Here is a 15,886-nt window from a genome sequence, read left to right on the forward strand (position 1 = left end):
TTAACTAATTACCGAGAACGACGGCGTGGATTATTAACTGGAATGGGGATGGGTTCGGGTTCCGGCTGAGGTTCAGGACCCAAGAGGGTTCCAACCAGCTTGCGTGCCCATTCTTTCAGTTTTTCCAACACCTTTTCTATATAATCCATTAAACTGAATGCTCCTGTGAGACAACTTAATAGGTTTTTGACCGTCTTAACAACAGGACGAGTGCTAGAAGCCTTTCACAGCACTACTTGGGGAACTCTTGGGCGCTTTATTGGGCGCTTTGGTGAAAACCTTACCCAAGTTAAGACTATGACGCTGATATTAAACTGAGCGGTTTTCCTATTCCTATGCACCGTCTGGATCGTTTTAACCCATCTGTTGCATTTCTTAACGTTCAGCATAACACAGAACCCCAAAGCCTAGCTATCCCCTAAATGGAATATGGAGTCGATCCTGCGATCGCAACGGTTTTGGCTTCTCTACCTTTAGTTATAACTCAAGTTAGATGTGAGCCTAATGGTATTGCTCCAATAGTCGGCGTCGCAGTTGGTCGAGGGCATAACAGGCACTCCAATGACGAACCGAAGCCCGATCGCGATCGCGACCAAAGTTATATTTAAAACACTCAACTCTATCATCTGGCGTCGCCAGACCGATATACACCAACCCCACGGGCTTAGATTCATTCCCACCGCCGGGTCCAGCAATGCCAGTAATACTCACACCCCAATCCGTCGTCAGCCGCGATCGCACACCCAATGCCATCTGCTGGGCAACAGGTTTACTCACCGCCCCCCATTTATCCAGATCTGATGACTTAACGCCAAGTAAGGAGACTTTTACGTCATTGCTATAAGAAATTATCCCACCCTTAAAATAGTCAGAACTTCCGGGAATAGCTGTCAACATGCTGCCTAAACCGCCTCCCGTACAGGATTCGGCTACACTCACCGTTTGATTCACGTCCTGTAACAGCTGACCCACAACCGAGGCTAGGGTATCTGTATCCACACCAAAATAGTCAGCCCCAGCAATTTGCCGCAGTTGCTTGACAACAGGCTCAATTACCTGTAAAGCTTCCCCTTGAGACGGCGCACGGGCGCTAACCCGTAACCGGACTTCTCCCTGAGAGGCGTAGGGGGCGACAGTGGGGTTGGTTAAGTCAAAAAATGACGCGACTTTTTCGGCTAACGCGGATTCCCCAATCCCCCAGAATCGTAAGGTTTGACTATAGATAATTTGTTGTCCCCAACCTTGACCTTTGAGATAGGGAACCGCCGTTTCTCGCCACATCCGCTGCATTTCACTGGGAACACCGGGAAAGGTAAGAATGGTTAAACCGGGGCGTGGATGCCAGATTATACCCGGTGCGGTTCCCTTGGGGTTTGGTAAAACCTTCGCCCCTTCCGGAATCAGGGCTTGCTTATGATTATTGGGGGTCATTTGACGCCCCCGTTGAGCAAATTTGCGAGCAATATCCTCAATGATGTCAAATTGCTCAATCAGGGGAACACCGAAAAAATCCGCTAAGGTTTCCGTCGTCAAGTCATCGGGTGTCGGTCCCAATCCTCCCGTAAAAATCAGAATCGCCGAGCGATCGCACGCCATTGCCAAGACTTGCTTTAACCGAGAGGGATTATCTCCCACAACGGTTTGATAGTAGTGAGGAATACCCAGATCTGCCAGTTCGAGGGCTAAAAACTGGGCATTCGTATTCAGAATATCCCCCAGTAGTAACTCTGTACCAACACAAATGATTTCTGCGCTCATTGGTTTGTCCTTTGTCCTTGGTCATTTGTCCTTGGGCAAAATAAATAGAGAATAGCAAACAGCCGACTTGACGCTCCCTTATATGACGAATGACGTAGCTTGCTTCTCGCTTAGCGAGTATGACGAATGACAAATGACGAATGACGAATGACAAAATTACACCATTGTGGGTACAGGAATATTGAGATGGGGATATAAGGGGAAGCGATCGCACAATTGAGCCACGCGACGCCGACAATCAACGGCGATGGTTTCATCCTCTGGATTGAGTAAGCGATCGGCAATAATATCACCAATCTCGGTAAATTCAGCCACGCCCATCCCTCGTGTCGTCATTGCGGGAGACCCAAGACGTAAGCCACTGGTGACAAAGGGAGACTCTGGATCAAAGGGAACCGTATTTTTATTCGCGGTAATGTTCACACCACTCACCAGTTGATCCGCCCGCTTCCCGGTCATGGAAATACAGCGTAAATCCACCAGCATTAAATGATTATCCGTCCCGCCAGAGACAATTTTCAAACCCCGTTTTTGCAGTTGACTGGCGAGGGCTTGGGCATTTTCAATCACATTCGCCGAATACTCTTTGAACGCAGGTTGTAACGCTTCACCAAACGCCACAGCTTTCGCCGCGATCGCATGTTCTAATGGACCGCCCTGACTTCCTGGGAACACCGCTTTATCCAGCTTTTTGCCGATGTCAGGATCACGGGTGAGAATTAAGCCGCCTCGGGTTCCCCGCAGGGTTTTGTGCGTGGTGGTGGTGACTACATCACAATGAGAAATTGGGTTGGGATGATGACCTGTCGCCACTAAACCCGCGATGTGAGCAATATCCGCCACCAGGTAAGCGCCCACTTCATCCGCAATGCTGCGGAATTTTTCAAAGTCAATAATACGCGGATAAGCCGAATAGCCACAAATCAGCATCTGGGGGCGTTCTTTGATGGCAAGTTCGCGCACCTGATCATAATCCAGTTGCTCGGTGTCAGCGTTAACGCCATAGTGACAAACCTTAAACCACTTCCCGGACACATTTACAGGCGAACCATGAGTGAGGTGTCCCCCATGGGATAAATCCATCCCCATAATCGTGTCTCCTGGCTTGAGCAGCGCTAGGAATACCGCAAAATTGGCTTGAGCGCCGGAATGGGGTTGGACATTGGCATGAGCCGCCCCAAAGAGCCGTTTAGCCCGGTCAATAGCAAGTTGTTCTACTTTATCGATGAATTCACAACCGCCATAGTAACGCTTTCCAGGTAAGCCTTCGGCGTATTTATTGGTTAAGACTGATCCTTGAGCCGCCAGTACGGCTGGGGAGGTAAAGTTTTCACTGGCAATCAGTTCCAGATGGTCACGCTGGCGCTGAAGTTCAAGGCTTATCCCCTCAGAGACTTCTGGGTCAGTTTGGGCGAGAAAATCTAAGTTCGTTTGAGTCACGTCCGTCTATACCTTACGATGCTTTGCCGTCCAGTTGGGTTCATAACAAGTTTTACCACATTCGACCTGTTACCGTTGCTTGGCTCAAACGATGACCTATCTGCCCCGCTTTTTGAAGATGTCGAGTATCGAGGGGATGAAAGTTAAGCTCTGTGTTGATCGAGAGCCTCTAGCTATAGACGTAAATTAACATGGGATCAGCGGTCTAGTGGATTTGACCGGAGGTGTTCTATGTTAGTTATTCTTACCGAAGAGCAAATTTTGTCACCGACTCAAGTTTGCCAAAGCTGTTTGCTGGCTGACAGCAAGGGTCAACCGCGTTGGCGTCGGGGTAAGCTGGGATGTGGTCATGCTATTCGCAAACTTACACCCCATCAGCCGGAGCAATATGAGTGCGAAATGGGTTTCCGTATCGCTAACCTTGAATAGTTTATCATCTGGGACAATAAACTGAACTACTGTCCGAGTCGGAAATAGTCCTTAAATCCTGACATAAGACCCATGGCAGATGACAGCGTTCATCGAAATGGGTCACCTACGTTATCCTGAAAATAGTTAGATAGCGATTTGAACCACCCGAAAAGGAGAAGCAACGATGACTTGGCGCGGCTCAACAACAGTTAAAGATCGAATTTTTGCAGCGCTGCCCTATCTGCTGCCTTTATTGTACGCACTGCCCTTTGGTGTTTTTCTACTCAGACAGTTTCCTGTCCTAAATATTATTCTTATACCGCTCTCTCCTTTAATTTTCATTAAAAGCACAATTCCATTGGCGGGACTGATTCTTTTCTTTGTCTTATTTTTAGCCGTTGTGCGGAATGAAAGGATTGCCCACTTTATTCGTTTTAATACGATGCAGGCGATTCTTTTAGATATTCTACTGGTTCTATGTAGTTTTGCCATGAGCATTCTCGGACGAGGATTGGGAGCGAACTTTTTCCTAGAAACCCTATCCAACGTGATCTTTTTAGGTACGCTTGCGGCTTGCGGCTACGGGATAGTTCAGTCATTGCTGGGGCGCTACGCCGAAATTCCCACACTTTCGGAAGCGGTTTACGCCCAAGTTCGATGATTGGTCATTGGTCATTGGTCATTGGTCATTGGTCATTCGTTTATGTAAGGGTTTGAGGAATATTTACCAAAAAACTGGTTAAAGAGTGACGGGTGCAGGACGGGGGACGACAGTGTTTTCTAAATGACCAATTCCCTCAATTTCCACACGGACGCGATCGCCGATTTGCATTGGACCAATCCCTCGTGGCGTACCGGTAAGGATTACGTCCCCAGGAAGCAGGGTCATAATCTGAGAAATATAGGAGACTAAGACGTCCGGGGCAAATACCATTTGATCAATGGATGTCGATTGTACAGGTTCTGGCGCATCGTTTAAAAACGTCTGCAACTTCGCCCCAGCACTCAACTCCCGCACAATCCAAGGTCCTAGGGGACAAAAGGTATTAAAACCCTTTGCCCTCGTCCATTGACCGTCTTGTTTTTGTAAGTCGCGAGCGGTGACATCGTTGGCGATGGTGTACCCCCAAATTTTTCCTTGGGCTTGTTCGGGCGTACAGTCTACACAGAGTTCACCAATAACCAGCGCCAACTCTCCCTCATAGTCCACCCGTTCTGACTGAGGCGGAAACTGGATGTCTCGATCCGCCGCCGTTATGGTTGTCGGTGGTTTGAGAAACAACAAGGGTTCCTGGGGAACAGGTGTTCCCATTTCAACGGCGTGATCCATATAGTTTTTGCCCACGGCGACAATCTTGGATGGCGCACAGGGAGCTAATAGGGTATAACTATCCGGCGCTAACTCCAGATCAGTGGGTTGACCCTGTAGCCAAGGTGGTGCATCCAAAACCTGGATACTGCGGTTGAGTTGCAGCAAGCCATAGTAGGTTTGCCCTTGAGCCGTTTTAATTCGGACGTAGCGCTGCGCCATGATATTAGAGATTCCTTGGTAATTGAATGAGAGCATTCTACTGATATGGGATTTTGATTGACCGGAAATAATGGGTCACAATCCGCGTCCTTGTCTTGTAGGATGGCTTTTAAAATTTTTCGGATAGTCTATACTGCTGTAGTATAAGAAACAAGCAGTTAACGAAAACCGAGTGCTGCCTAAGTCGCGGGAGGGCATTCCGAGACTATAATAAGACCCCAAGAGGGGCTGTTTTCAACGCAGCGTCAACCCCACTCAGCGACCACCCCGAAAAAGGTGGCGCGGTAAGGAGATCAACCTGGCAGCTAGCTAGAATTAACGTAATCGCGGAAGTCCTCACTATTCAGAAAAGAATAGCGCAAGAGGTTCCTTTGGCATTATTCGGTTGGAACTCCAACCCTAAACCGCTCTAACCAAGCGGACTAACAAAATATCAATGCCTGCGGGAGGCGGGCGACTGCCTGTGGACGCTGAATAAGACCAATAGAGGGCAACTTCGACTTCGCTCAGTTAACTTTGGAGGCATCGGCGGATGAAGCGGGAAATTCCAAAGACGAATAACACCGTCCTTGTTTTTAAGAGGTTGGAAGCTCCAACTTCAGCGAAGCAAGTTGGGATACTTCACTACCAAAAAATAGTAAAATTGCAAGAGTATAATCTGGGCGGATTGTTTGCACTCAAGCCTAGAGGTAGGAAAGAACCCAGATTTGCCATAGAGTAAAGCAGTCAAATCTGCTCCTATCCTTGCTTCTTTGAGCGGGATAGCTTCTTGGTGAAAACGCTGTGGCTATCCCGAATCAGCAAAAGAAGCCCAATTGTCCATAAGGAGAAGACCATTTGTGAGCGATAGTTACGAAATGATGTACATCCTGCGTCCTGATATGTCAGAGGAGCAGGTTAACCAAGCGGTGACCAAGTATAAAGATCTCCTGCAAGAGCAAGGCGGTGAGGAGATTGACATCCAACATCGCGGTAAGCGTCGTTTGGCTTATCCCATCGACAGACACCGCGAAGGCGTCTATATCCAAATGAACTATAAAGCGCCCCCGACTCATGTGGCTCAGATTCAGCGAGCGATGCGCTATGGAGATGAGGTTATTCGTTATCTGACGCTGAAACAGGAACTTCCCCCCGAACCCCAACCCGAACCGGTTGAGGTAGAAGCTTAGGGATAGGGAGCGGCGTAAAAATAAAGTACCAGTGAGGAAAGCTGAAATTCATGAACTCAGCCAAGTCTCCTTGGTAAATTATTAAGTCGCAAGCAACCGCAAAGGCGGTTAGGACACATCATTTATGTAGAGACGCGCCATGGCGCGTCTCTAGCACTATCGAGGCTAACCATCTGATTAGAATTGGGATGACATCAAAAGGACAAGCCGCCCGTGCCAAAGACCAAAATTCTCCAAGAAGGACAATCCTATACCTTCCGATCTTATTTCCAGATGCCCTACGAGGCAGAGGATATTCTTGCCGAGTTTGATTACACCCTTCACAAGTCACGTCTATCTTTACCCCTGTCTCAAAAGCAACTTGACCAACTCCCAGCATTGCAGCAGCGGCTAGAGGACACTCTCCTATTAACCAGCTTGAGTAACGAAGCGGCGCGACGGGAAGCTTTGGTCTTTCCTGTACTGCTGGAAGTTGCCCGGTTATGCCAGTGCCAAATTCGTATTGAATACCCTCTAACTGTGAATCATTGGCTCAAAGGTAACCTGGACTACCTTGTGCGGGGGAAGACAGGTCTGATTGTGGTTGAGGCGAAACATGATGACTTGACCAGAGGTTTTACACAGTTAGCCGTGGAACTGATAGCATTAACCCAAGTTGAAGAACAAAACATTCTCTACGGTGCTGTCACGATTGGAGATGCTTGGCGATTTGGCAAAATAGAGAGAACCGAACATCGCATCACCCAAGACATTACGTTATATCGGGTGCCCGACGACCTAGAACAGCTCACCCAAATTCTCATCGGACTTTTTGATTAAATCTCTTGTTGAGAAACGGCTCGATTAGAATCTGCTGTCAATAATCAGGCAACCCTTCAACCAATAAGTCCTGACTTAGGCAACAATAGTAGGAAGAGTCATAGTAAGATTACTCTCAACTACTGATTATGCAACGAGTAGGTAGATAGAACTAAACATCCTCTAAAATTGCGATTTTCTTATTGTTCATCATTCAGGTTTTATCGCGATTCTGCCCAATTCGCGATCGCTCGGTACTCGTTGTTACGATCACGTTGTTACGATCAAGTCTTTCCCTTAAATCTCGTCCTCTTGTTGCCCGACGCTCCTAGACCCTACCAGCATGACTGTAACGGATACTGTTGCCCATAAAATTTCGAGCTGGAATCGGCAAATCTATAAACGCTTGAAACTTGCTCTCAGTCTCGGACTACGGCGTCAAATTTTTGTGGCGATTTGTGATGATCTGAGTCTGCGGAATCGTCTGGCGGGCAAACTTCATGGAGAGTTGGGGACAACTTCTGCGATCGCGCCTGCTAATGGTTCAAGCTCTACTAATTTAGTCAGCCTGAACATTAATGTCAATGATCCCCATCCCTTTGCCCAAATAGCTACCTGGTTAGCTCAAAATCGCCATTCTCCTATCGCGACATCCCCTCCCAGTTTCCAATTCCTGGGTGTTGAACGCTTAACCCGTCAATCCCCAACAGTACAGCAACTGTTTCTCCGGCGTTTACAGTCGATTGAGCGCTATTTGCCCCAGTTAGACGCCAATGTGATACTCTGGCTACCCCGCCCTTGGTTCCATTCCATTGTTCAGTCTGTACCGGAATTTTGGCGGTGGCATACTGGGGTATTCGAGTTTGAAGGGGAACCCACCCCACTCCCCCCGGTTGGCGCGACTCAACCCGAAGCCTCTCCCACGGCGGTGATGACTCAGGAGACAGAGGAGACAGAGGAGACGACGGCTTCGTTCCAAGAAACCTTGCAGACGGTGCTAACCCAGGAGGTGGACGAAAATCTGGATTTGCAGTTGTTCCAAAATAGTGTGGGCAACAATGGACATTCTAGCGAGGAGACTGAACCCCTTATTGCCCCGACTAACGGCAAGTCTGGTGCTAATTTGAATGGCAAAGGGATGCTGGGGGCTGTGGACTTTGAGATGGAAGAAACACCATTACCGCCGCAAAATCCGCCTACATCCCAACATCCTGCGGATACCTCAACGGAATCCCCAGATCTCCCCCAAGCCGCGTCACCCGCTGAGGCGTATTTACAACTGGGGAATCATTACCGTCATGCGATTGAACAAGGAGACACCTCAGAAGAAAATTTAGCGATCGCGATTCAGGCGTATGAGCAGGCGTTGCAGTGGTTAGATGATACCTCGCCCTACGTGGCGGATGTTCTTAATGATTTGGGAAATCTCTATTGGATGCTTTCCCGATGTCCCCAGGATACAGGGGTGCGTCTATCGTATCTGGAACAGGGGATTCAAGCTTATCAGTTGGCATTAACCAAATTAACGGCTCAAGACGCGCCCCACACCTATGCCATGATCCAAAATAATTTAGGGGCAGCCTATGGGGATTTGGCTCGCTATCATGATGTCGCGGATAACTTAGAACTCTCGATTCGAGCCTACGAAGAGGCATTACACTATCGTAATCCAGAAAATGACCCGCTCAAATATGCCTCTACCCAAAATAACTTAGGCACAGCCTATTGGCATCTAGCACAACATCACTCTCCTGTCAATAACTTACAGGCAGCAATTGGGGCGTATGCGGAAGCCCTGTGTTATTACAACAGTCGCTCGAATGCTACGAATTGGGCGATGATTCAAAATAATTTAGGTACAGCTTACTGGAATCTGGCACAGTATGAACAACCGGAAACCTGGCTGGAGTTAGCGGTGATAGCCTATAAAGATGCGTTAACCTATCGTACCCCAGAGGTGTCTCCGGCTGCCTGTGCCGCGACTCAGAATAATTTGGGTACGGCGTATTGGCATCTGGCGGATCGCTGTGTGGAAGACCATCAGAGACGAGCAGACTATTTACGCCATTGTATCGCGGCTTACGAGGTCGCGATCGCGTTAGCCGAGGAATTGGCACAGACTCAGCCGCCGACATCGGTTAATTTTGATGTTATCGCCACTCGGAATAATTTGGGACTTGCCCATTATCAGTTTGCCACTGAACCGTCTTTGGGTGCGGGAAAAGAGGATCAATCCCACCATCTACAAACCGCCCTCCATCAGCATGTTCAAGCTTGTAGGGGAGTCGCGGCGCGATCGGATGTTTACCAAACCTCTTTGGACTATATCATTAAAACTATTCGCACGTTCTACCAGGAACAAGGGATTAGTGGGCAAAATCTGGCACTGTCTAAGGTACCGGGTCAGCTTTTACCGGAAATTTTGCCACGGCTGTAGAGGGGGGTGTCGGGGTGTCGGGTGTCAGGTGTCGGGTGTCGGGTTTCGGGGTGTTTCTTGAACTCAGTCAGGACGGGTTTTGTACAAACGTTACCATTAATAGCCAAACGAAAATTCCTAAACCCGCCCCTACAAACCCGCTTCTATTAGCAAGCGTGTTGGTTGAATACTTCCCCAATCACCAATCAACAAATGACCTGACTTTTCACGGGATCTGGAAAACCTCTCTCCAAACCTCTCTCCTGCAAGGAGAGAGGCTTTGAATTCTCCTCCTTCCGTGCACCTCATGGAACAAAAGCGAAGCATCCTCTGGCTTTCCCCTTTTGAAGGGAAGAGGGGGATGTGATGGGGGGGAACGACGGGGGTTAGGTTTGATATCGATTTTTCTAGATGGCGTGAAAAGTCAGAACAAATGACAACTACCGAGACATTGACTCGATTTTGATTATCTGTCCATCGTCTACCATGACTTGAGTACCGGGGACGATTTGTCCTTGTTGGGATCTCGATAAACCAATGTTGACGGTATTCCCATTTTTCAGTTCCACGCTGGCGATGTTACCAGTGATACTGGCAATTCGTCCTTGCATGGGGGCGTCGTATTCAATCACCGTTAAGTCCGGTTCCATGGAATTCTCACTCATGGGATTGATATCGACAATACGCCCATCGTCTACCATGACTTGAGTACCGGGGACGATTTGTCCTTGTTGAGATCTAGATAAACCAATGCTGACAGTATCCCCATTTTTCAGTTCCACGCTAGCGATGTTACCTGTAATGCTGGCAATTCGACCTTGCATGGGGGCGTCGTATTCAATCACCATTAAGTCCGGTTCCATGGAATTCTCACTCATGGGATTGATATCGACAATACGCCCATCGTCTACCATGACTTGAGTACCGGGGACGATTCGTCCTTGTTGGGATCTAGATAAACCGACACTGACACTCTCCCCATTTTTCAGTTCCACGCTAGCGATGTTACCCGTGATACTGGCAACTCGACCTTGCATGGGTATAGCATAATCGGCGTCGGCTACGATATGACCTTTGAGGCGTTTATCTTGAGAATCAATGGCGACAATTCGACCATAAGCCACCCACACGTCGGTTCCAGCTTCTAATCGACCCAGTTTCCAACGGGCGACGGGAATGGTTTGGCGTTCACCATTGTCCATCTCAATCGTGGCAAAGTTAGAGGCGCGGCTGACAACTTCCCCATGTTTGGGTTGCACGGGTTCAGCTTCTGTTGTATTAGGAGTATTGGGATTGAGTGAACCTTCGCCCAGGGGACGTGCGATCGCGGAGGTTCCGGCAACAGCACAAAGTACGGCACTTAACATTGTACCTGTTAGGAGTTTGGGTGTGGAAATTCGCATATAAACCTTTGTTAATTCAGCAACGGATTAATTTTTTCTGGAATTAAACCTATCTTTTAGCTTAGAAATTAAAAGGTAATGAAATCATGACTCGAAGGATAGATGTTTGCTCTGATGCGTAAGTTGGAGAGAAAAGAGACGGATATCTATCTTTTGGGGGTTTACTCTATCAAATAGGGTTTTGAAGCAACGGCTCTGCTTAAATATTTCAATTGACTGGATGTAATAATTAGCTACGTTCATACCTAATAATATTGAATCGTTCTGTATCTTTTGGAGGCTGAAAGTATTTTGTTATCGCCTCAAATTCTGCATCGCTGGTAAATGCGGCTCCGTCTGGTTTATTCTGGCTGCGTTTCTTTAGCTGTTGTTTACACAGATTGTTAGTTGCATCGATAAAATGAAGTTCATGAGCAACATTAGTTCTCTCGATAAGCTGACGGAACCACTGACGTTGATTTTGGGTATTGGCGGGAAAATCGAGAACAACTGAGATTCCATTTAATAAAAGCGTACAAATGTGATTAGCAATGGCATTTTTGAGACGCCAAGAATATTTAACGTAACTGGGAATATCAATAATTTCTTCGGGATAGAGTTGGCAGAGTAGGTCATCTTCAACTAGCAGAATGGCATTATGATCATTGGCTAGCTGTTTGGCTAAGGTTGATTTTCCGGCTGCCATTTTTCCACAAAAGAAATAGAGGGTGGCTTGGTTGTTCATTTAGGAGTATCTCTCTATTCAGGTACTTATTGGTTGACGTAGGGTGAAACAGTTTTCGCCCAGTTGAGGTATCCTTTGCCGTTTAAATGCACGCCGTCAATGGTATATACGGGGTCAAGTTGTTTCTGTTCGTTGGTAAATTGTTGATGTAAATCAATGTAGGTATAGGAAAATTCACTGGCTAGGTTTTGCAGGTGGCGATTGACGGCGATAATCTCAGAGTTGTTGACTGTAATGGAATAGTTGATGGTGTTCATGGGTAAGAGGCTTTGAATAAAGACTTGGGTTTCTGGGGTTTGGCGTTTAATTTGTTCCAGGATGAGGCGATAGTTTGCGGCGATTTCGCTGGCGGGTTTCTTTTCATTCCAGAGGTCGTTTGCACCAATCATTAGAAAGAGTTTTTGGGGTTGGGATGCGGTGATTTCATTGAGGCGATTGAGAACGCCGTCGGTGGTGTCTCCAGAGATGCCGCGATTGCGGATATTGGCGTTTCCGAGGAGTTCTGCCCATTCGCCTTGATCGGTGAGACTATCACCAATGAAGATAATTTCGGTTTCGGAGTTTGGCATTTGCTCAAACATTTGTTTTCGCATTTGGTGATAGGTGGATTGATAGGTGTTGCGACGACGGGCTATGGTTACGGTTTGTTCGATTTGTTGATTAAAGGGGAGTTTGCTGACGAGGTAGGGGATGCCGCCTCTGCGAATGATTAGGATACTGAAGAGGATGATAAAGAGTAGGTTTAGGCTGAGTGATATCCAAAGGATTAGGGGGTTTTTGGTCGTCATGGGGAATCGGTAGATGGGTTTGGGAATAATTGTAGTGGTGTGGCACACCTTAATTGGTGGATTAGAATTGTAGGGGCGGGTTTAGGGACTAAATTTGGCTAGTTAGAACTAACTGAACAACGAAACCCGCCCTGCATCACCGATAACTAAACCAGGAAATATGTCATATTTTACCAATAAATAAACAACGAAACTCGTCCTGCATCACCGATAACTGAACCAGGAAATATGCTATATTTTGCCAACAAATGAACAACGAAACCCGTCCTACATTACCGATAATTGAACCAGGAAATATGCTGTATTTTATCAAAATGAATAACGAAACCTGCTTTATGTTAACCAATAACTGAGCAATAAAATCTGCCCTTTTTCTGTAGGGATGGGTTTTATTGATAAGGTGGTGTTGATGTTCTGATCATTGGATAGGCTAAAGCCCTTACTACAAACTACGGACGAGGATATAATATTTTAGGTGCTTTGAGGGGGAAAGTTGATGAGTGTGATTCCATCAAAACCATGCTATTGGCTGAAAAATGCCCGTGTGCCAATCTCAATGTTACAGGTTGAGGATAGATCGATTTTGGAGAGTCGAACCTCTGAGGGATTGTGTTTGGTGGATATTCAGGTGGCTGGGGGAAAGGTGGCGCAAGTTGTGCGGGCGAATTCTCAGTCGATCGCAGATACGGCGGTGGTGGATCTGCAGGGGGGACAGGTTTGGGCGGGGTTTGTGGATGTGCATACTCATCTGGATAAGGGGCATATTTGGCAACGCACGCCGAATCCGGAGGGGACGTTTGATCTGGCGTTGGAGAGGGTAAAACAGGATAGTTTACAGTATTGGCAAGCGGAGGATGTTTATCGCCGCATGGCGTTTGGGTTGAGGTGTAGTTATGCCCATGGTACTCAGGCGATTCGCACCCATATTGATGCGTTTGGGGAACAGGCGCGGATTAGTTTTGGCGTGTTTCAGCAGTTACAGCAGGAATGGGCGAATCGATTGGTGTTACAGGCGGTTTCTTTGGTGTCGCTGGATTATTATTTGACGCCGGAAGGGGTGAAGTTGGCGGATTTGGTGGCGGAAGTGGGGGGAGTTTTGGGGGGGGTGGCGTATATGAATCCGGATATTGAGGCGCAGTTGAATCGGGTGTTTCGGCTGGCGCAGGAACGGGATTTGGCGCTGGATTTTCATACGGATGAGAATGATAATCCGGAGTCGATTTGTTTGAGGAAGGTGGCGGAGGCGGCGCTGCGGTTTCAGTTTGGGCGACAGGTGGTTTGTGGACATTGTTGTAGTTTGGCGGTACAGTCGCCGGAGGTGGTGGCGGAAACCTTGGCGCTGGTGAAGGAGGCGGGGATTGGGGTGGTGAGTTTACCGTTATCGAATCTATTTTTACAGGATCGGACGTTGGGGAGAACACCGCGTTGGCGGGGGGTGACGGTGATTCAAGAGTTACAGGAGTCTGGAATTCCGGTGACGTTGGCGAGTGATAATTGCCGTGATCCGTTTTTTGGGTTTGGGGATCATGATGTGTTGGAGGTGTTTAATCAAGGGGTGAGAGTTGCCCATTTGGATGGGGTGTATGAGGAGTCTCCGGCGATGGTGACGAAAACGGCGGCGGATTTGATGGGGTTGGCGGATGTGGGGCGAATTGGTGTGGGGTTGGCGGCGAATCTGGTTTGGTTTAAGGGACGTAGTTATAGTGAATTGTTATCACGTCCGCAGTGCGATCGCGTGGTGATTCGTGATGGAGTGGCGATTGATACGACGTTACCGGATTACCGGGAGTTGGATGGGTTGAGTTCGTAGTTAGGGAACTTTAGCCCTTGAAAAGTGGTATTTCTTGACTTGTGTTAATCGGGGCGGGTTTATTGATTTAAGGGAATTGTGGCATCGGTTAACAGTCAAACCCGCCCCTACAGAATACCTTTTTTATCCAAAGGTTTAACGGTGGTAGGGCTTGGGAACCAAGCCCCTACGAATTCATCCGTCGCACCATCCCCATTCCCATCGTGGTTTTCCGCCCGACGCCAGAATAGAGGGCAAAATCGGCTAAAGCATTAATTTGCTGAATCGCTTCTGCTTCAGGTTTCCCCATAATCCGAAAATTGAGTGCGCCAACACAGCCAATAAATTTACTGCGAGAATCGGCAACTAATTCGGTGTGAATTTCAAAGAAACTGGGAAACATAAGCTCGACTAATGTTTTCGGGAATTCTATGCCACTGTATTGATTCCAGCGCTTAATTAAACTATTGAAGACTAATTCCCTTGTGGGTAAGGCACAATCATATTTACTCTGACGAAATGCGGTGGGGGTAGAAAAGGCAAAATTCAGAGTGCGATCGCGCGTCGAGGCTTGGTCATATAATTGTTGATAACTGAGAGCATTTGCCCAACATCCCGGTATTCCTGGTTGGGGTGTTCCCAGAATACTGGTAATCTGTAAGTTGGCTGGACCTAAATGCCAGGGGTGTTCGGGATTCAGATTTAACCACAGGTGGGTTAATTGACTGAATAAAGTATCATCGAGTAGGGAAATTCGCCACCAACAGGGAGTTCCTGTGGGAATTGGTTTATGATGTTGCCAGTACAGATTAGCCGATGCTGAATCACTGCGATGCTGAATTTGTAGGGGACTCAGGGTAAAGGCTTTATCGGATTTGGCTTCGTGGAGATAATCGCCTAGGTTTCTATCGACAGAACTGACTAGGTTAAGAAATAGGGCGTGTAAATGGCGTCCACTGAGAAACTGTGGCGGAATTGGCGATTGGGGAAGCAGGTTTAGAATTAGGCTATGGGGCATAGTTTCAATCCCTGATAGGGATTATAAGTAGGTGGACACAATAAAAGAAGAGCGGTGGAGATCGTCATTCGTCATTTGTCATTCGTCCTTTGTAAGGGTTTGAGGCTTGTTTACAAAACTTAGTACAGTGCCGTTTTCTTTTGTCCGAATACTTAGAGGATTTTGACTTGCGGAGGTATGCACCGAATAGACACTTTGAATTGATTTTTGTTTCAATCCCTGATAGGGATTATAGAGGATTTCGACATGGATCATGAATCAGCGTCTTTGCACTGGCTAAGTTTCAATCCCTGATAGGGATTATAGAGGATTTCGACCTAGCTGGGGGATGTAGTCTTTGCTGTATTGACAAGTTTCAATCCCTGATAGGGATTATAGAGGATTTCGACTAACATCAACGAACCCCTTTGATTTAAGCAATTTGTTTCAATCCCTGATAGGGATTATAGAGGATTTCGACCAGGGATTCTTATAGGCGTATTACGTAATCCTAAATGTTTCATAGGGTCGAAGGAAAGATTTATCTTTCTCAGCTCCCATTCAAAACCGAACGAGCAAGTTTCCAAGCATTCGGCTCCTAGTGTGCCTCCGATAATTAGTGGAACCCTTTCCCGTTTCCAGTTGGGGGTCTGGTCTATTTA

General features: G+C 47.4%; 14 protein-coding genes. 6 read left to right on the plus strand and 8 right to left on the minus strand.

Annotation, left to right across the window (positions count from 1 at the left end; translation table 11 throughout):
• Positions 1-8: 8 nt before the first annotated feature.
• From RID53_RS15040 to glyA, 3 genes are all read right to left on the minus strand, one after another.
• A complete protein-coding gene (locus tag RID53_RS15040) occupies positions 9-149 on the minus strand; it encodes a hypothetical protein (protein WP_446388875.1) in 141 nt (46 codons plus the stop codon).
• A 352-nt stretch (positions 150-501) separates the two neighbouring features.
• Positions 502-1,758 (minus strand): competence/damage-inducible protein A, encoded by a 1,257-nt coding sequence (locus RID53_RS15045; RefSeq protein WP_446388876.1) that lies wholly within the window; start codon positions 1,756-1,758, stop codon positions 502-504.
• 156 nt (positions 1,759-1,914) lie between these two features.
• Positions 1,915-3,198 carry a serine hydroxymethyltransferase gene (gene glyA, locus RID53_RS15050; protein WP_446388877.1) on the minus strand — a complete coding sequence of 428 codons (1,284 nt, stop codon included), beginning with the start codon at positions 3,196-3,198 and terminating at the stop codon, positions 1,915-1,917.
• Between the two features lie 231 nt (positions 3,199-3,429).
• Here glyA and RID53_RS15055 point away from each other — a divergent pair, with 231 nt between their 5' ends.
• Positions 3,430-3,627 (plus strand): hypothetical protein, encoded by a 198-nt coding sequence (locus RID53_RS15055; RefSeq protein ID WP_006102198.1) that lies wholly within the window; start codon positions 3,430-3,432, stop codon positions 3,625-3,627.
• A 166-nt stretch (positions 3,628-3,793) separates the two neighbouring features.
• Positions 3,794-4,270 carry a Tic20 family protein gene (locus RID53_RS15060; protein ID WP_446388878.1) on the plus strand — a complete coding sequence of 159 codons (477 nt, stop codon included), beginning with the start codon at positions 3,794-3,796 and terminating at the stop codon, positions 4,268-4,270.
• Positions 4,271-4,348: 78 nt separating this feature from the next.
• On the opposite strand, the gene RID53_RS15065 is transcribed toward RID53_RS15060, so the two are convergent.
• Positions 4,349-5,140, minus strand: a complete 792-nt coding sequence (locus RID53_RS15065) for a fumarylacetoacetate hydrolase family protein (RefSeq protein WP_446388879.1) — start codon at positions 5,138-5,140, stop codon at positions 4,349-4,351.
• An 839-nt stretch (positions 5,141-5,979) separates the two neighbouring features.
• Between RID53_RS15065 and rpsF the strand changes: the two genes are divergently transcribed.
• The 3 genes from rpsF (at position 5,980) to RID53_RS15080 (ending at position 9,544) form a co-directional block, all read left to right on the plus strand.
• A complete protein-coding gene (gene rpsF / locus RID53_RS15070) occupies positions 5,980-6,309 on the plus strand; it encodes a 30S ribosomal protein S6 (protein WP_446374826.1) in 330 nt (109 codons plus the stop codon).
• Positions 6,310-6,522: 213 nt separating this feature from the next.
• The gene (locus RID53_RS15075; protein WP_446388880.1) at positions 6,523-7,128 is read left to right on the plus strand and encodes a hypothetical protein; all 606 of its coding nucleotides are present in this window, start codon (positions 6,523-6,525) and stop codon (positions 7,126-7,128) included.
• A 322-nt stretch (positions 7,129-7,450) separates the two neighbouring features.
• Positions 7,451-9,544 carry a tetratricopeptide repeat protein gene (locus tag RID53_RS15080; protein ID WP_446388881.1) on the plus strand — a complete coding sequence of 698 codons (2,094 nt, stop codon included), beginning with the start codon at positions 7,451-7,453 and terminating at the stop codon, positions 9,542-9,544.
• A 419-nt stretch (positions 9,545-9,963) separates the two neighbouring features.
• Here RID53_RS15080 and RID53_RS15085 read toward each other — a convergent pair whose 3' ends face one another.
• The 3 genes from RID53_RS15085 to RID53_RS15095 form a co-directional block, all read right to left on the minus strand.
• A complete protein-coding gene (locus RID53_RS15085) occupies positions 9,964-10,926 on the minus strand; it encodes a hypothetical protein (RefSeq protein WP_446388882.1) in 963 nt (320 codons plus the stop codon).
• Between the two features lie 229 nt (positions 10,927-11,155).
• Positions 11,156-11,650 (minus strand): AAA family ATPase, encoded by a 495-nt coding sequence (locus RID53_RS15090; RefSeq protein WP_446388883.1) that lies wholly within the window; start codon positions 11,648-11,650, stop codon positions 11,156-11,158.
• A gap of 26 nt (positions 11,651-11,676) precedes the next feature.
• Complete coding sequence (locus RID53_RS15095) at positions 11,677-12,438, minus strand: GDSL-type esterase/lipase family protein (RefSeq protein ID WP_446388884.1); 762 nt, start codon at positions 12,436-12,438, stop codon at positions 11,677-11,679.
• Between the two features lie 496 nt (positions 12,439-12,934).
• Between RID53_RS15095 and RID53_RS15100 the strand changes: the two genes are divergently transcribed.
• Entirely contained in the window at positions 12,935-14,248 is a 1,314-nt protein-coding gene (locus tag RID53_RS15100; RefSeq protein WP_446388885.1) for a cytosine deaminase, read from the plus strand.
• A 166-nt stretch (positions 14,249-14,414) separates the two neighbouring features.
• Here the strand turns inward: RID53_RS15100 and cas6 are convergent, their stop codons facing one another.
• Complete coding sequence (cas6, locus tag RID53_RS15105; RefSeq protein ID WP_446388886.1) at positions 14,415-15,245, minus strand: CRISPR-associated endoribonuclease Cas6; 831 nt, start codon at positions 15,243-15,245, stop codon at positions 14,415-14,417.
• Between the last annotated feature and the right edge of the window lie 641 nt (positions 15,246-15,886).

It is taken from the genome of Coleofasciculus sp. B1-GNL1-01, assembly GCF_040220235.1.
GTDB lineage: Bacteria > Cyanobacteriota > Cyanobacteriia > Cyanobacteriales > Coleofasciculaceae > Coleofasciculus.